2 protein-coding genes and 1 pseudogene are annotated in these 2000 nt (G+C 45.4%); 1 reads left to right on the top strand and 2 read right to left on the bottom strand.

Features of this window, described 5'->3' with window-relative positions; translation table 11 throughout:
- Positions 1–279, top strand: a pseudogene (locus QJQ48_RS27875) (hypothetical protein); the annotation flags it as partial.
- A 4-nt stretch (positions 280–283) separates the two neighbouring features.
- Here the strand turns inward: QJQ48_RS27875 and QJQ48_RS27870 are convergent.
- Together QJQ48_RS27870 and QJQ48_RS27865 are read right to left on the bottom strand one after the other, a co-directional pair.
- On the bottom strand, positions 284–610 hold the full coding sequence (locus tag QJQ48_RS27870) for a thermonuclease family protein (protein WP_346294461.1): 327 nt from the start codon (positions 608–610) through the stop codon (positions 284–286).
- Positions 611–613: 3 nt separating this feature from the next.
- The gene (locus tag QJQ48_RS27865; protein WP_346294460.1) at positions 614–742 is read right to left on the bottom strand and encodes a thermonuclease family protein; all 129 of its coding nucleotides are present in this window, start codon (positions 740–742) and stop codon (positions 614–616) included.
- Between the last annotated feature and the right edge of the window lie 1258 nt (positions 743–2000).

Below are 2000 nucleotides of genomic sequence, written 5' to 3'. Positions count from 1 at the left end.
GCCAAAGACAATGTTCTTTTTTTCATAGTTCTTGGCACTGTAGCCTTTGGACTATATTTGTCGTATATCCAGTTTACAAAGGATGAACAGTCAGAGGGAAATCTAAAGTTAGGGCCAGCCGGACTTGAAATTACCTCATCAATTCTAGGCGTTTTTATTTTGGCTTTTTCAGTTGGTTTTCTATATCTATACTTAGTGCATGTATTTCCAATTCAGGAAGGTAGACAAGACAGTCTCTCTCCCGTGATTAACTCAAATAGTGATACAGCCGCAGATTAGGACATTATCGCCTCCGCTCGGCCTCTCGATACTCCCAAGGCTTCACCGCGCCAGCATTTGCCCAAACCCCTACCCGCGCCTGCCTCGCCTGCTCCTCACCCAAAGCGATCGCACTCTGATTCGGACAACTATCGCTATAGCGCTCGTAGTAATAGGCATAGCCGTCTAGCGTCATCTGAGAGTTGAGGTGAATTTCTTCGTCAGTGCTGGTGGCAACGAATAGCTCAGCTACTGTTCGGCCATAGCGGTCGGTTTCAATAGACATCACGATAAGGCTACCGTCACCCTTGTTGATCAGCGATCGCAGATGGTTACGTGAAGCTTCTCCCAGCGGCTACTCCATCTCAGGGGCGTCAATGCCGCACAGCCGAATCTTAATTTCCTTGGAGTCGTCTGTCACTCTGAGCGTGTCGCCGTTGTAAACCGAGCCAGGGACGAGCTGGTAGTGTTCGCTGACAGGCATGGAGCTACTAGGCAAGGCGGTAGCAATCGCCTCGGTAACGGACTCTGGCAGCCACTTAGCAGTGGCCGCAATCGCGCCAAGGATAAGTAGGGGGACGCGACATTTTTTCGTTCGATTCTTATGTGGATTCGGTGAAAACGAAATGTTGCTGGCACTGCGATCGCTGTGTTGCTTATACGCTTGTGTGTTGCCGTGCTGTTGTTCTATACGCTGTAATGCGATCGCTTTTATACTTGCAAGCTTTGTTCTGCATTTTCCTTGCTCCGTAAAAGCGCTGCTGTGTAAGCGTTTTAGCGTCTTTGCTCATGCGATCGCTTCTTGCCTCTGTGTTGAGACACGCATAAAGCTGCATACATGCATTAAACTTGCTTATTTTTAATGTATGTTTTGAACGTATACTTAGTGTGTACATGCTGTGCCTTTTACTTGCATAGGAGCCAGAGCACTGGTGCTATCCTATCGGCTTCCTTGCGGATGCGATCGCGCTAAGCTCAAGGAGAGCTTACAAGCATTCTTAGTGTGCTGCAGAACCCTGGGGACATCCCTTCTTCGGACTCTGTGTCGAGCCCACAAAGGCGATCGCTGGCTGCTCTTACTCTACTTTGTATCAGTGCAAAACCCTCTCGGGCGATCGCTCTTGTGACTTAAAACTATCATTCACGCGATCGCTGGTAGCGAGGGACTGATGTTGTTTCTCAGGAGCTTGGCATAGGCCGTTTCGTAGCATGATAGGTAAGAAAACTCCTCTCTCACTCAGTTTAGACATGAACATGGAATCATATTGAATTTGCAAAAATTAAGTTCACATTGATAGCAAACTTTTCTGGGCAATCGCTGAGATGCTTTTTCCAATTCAAATTCAATAAAGCGATCGCTAACTAATAGCTGTTTTTTAGATTCAAAATTTCTATATTAAATATGTAAAACTATACGCTCAATTTTATACACATAAAACCTGCTTCTGAAGCTTATGCTCTTTGAGAGTGATTTTGTTCAAATTGCGAAAAGTCAGAGCGCTTTTTCAGGCTTTTACTCAATGCATACTCATGACGACTTTAGTTTCTAAAGAGCCTAAAGTGTTGACTTTTATTGAGTTCTAGCGACACATTGCAATCGACTTTTTTCTTTGTCCTTTAGTCATATCTTTCTTAACAACTTAACGGATCAGCTCTGTCTTTGAGGCATAAGTTATCCATCCATACTCCTTAGCAGTTGCCATGTCATGGCTATATCGTTCAGACGTTGCATTCCTCGCCAC

The sequence above is a fragment of the Sphaerothrix gracilis Ecp01 genome, assembly GCF_030405905.1.
Classification (GTDB): Bacteria; Cyanobacteriota; Cyanobacteriia; order Phormidesmidales; family Phormidesmidaceae; genus Sphaerothrix; species Sphaerothrix gracilis.
The sequence above is the reverse complement of the archived record's forward strand: the minus strand, read 5'-3'. Positions and strand labels throughout refer to the sequence as shown.